The organism is Pseudoalteromonas sp. S4741, assembly GCF_005886135.1.
In the GTDB taxonomy this organism is placed as follows: Bacteria; Pseudomonadota; Gammaproteobacteria; order Enterobacterales; family Alteromonadaceae; genus Pseudoalteromonas; species Pseudoalteromonas tetraodonis.
On the sequence record NZ_PNCN01000316.1, the window covers coordinates 1 to 273 of the forward strand.

Here is a 273-nt window from a genome sequence, read left to right on the forward strand (position 1 = left end):
AGTCATTTGGTTTTAAGAACGGTATACCAAAAGAAGCAGATTATGTATTTGACGCTCGCTTTTTAACAAACCCGAATTGGGAGCCTGAACTTAAGCCACGCACAGGGCTAGATCAACAAGGAAAAGACTACCAAGCCAGCCACAGCATAGTACAAAAATATACATCGCAAATAAAAAAATACGTGCAAACATGGCGGCCGCCTTTAGATAGAAATAACCCGAGCTATGGGCCTATTGCAATTGGCTGCACCGGTGGCCAACACGGCGCTGGTT

The 273-nt window shown here is 44.7% G+C and carries 1 protein-coding gene; it reads left to right on the forward strand.

Annotated features, from left to right (window positions below):
- The coding region (locus CWC30_RS18290) for a RapZ C-terminal domain-containing protein (protein ID WP_283956825.1) at positions 1-273 on the forward strand (273 nt) is incomplete at both ends.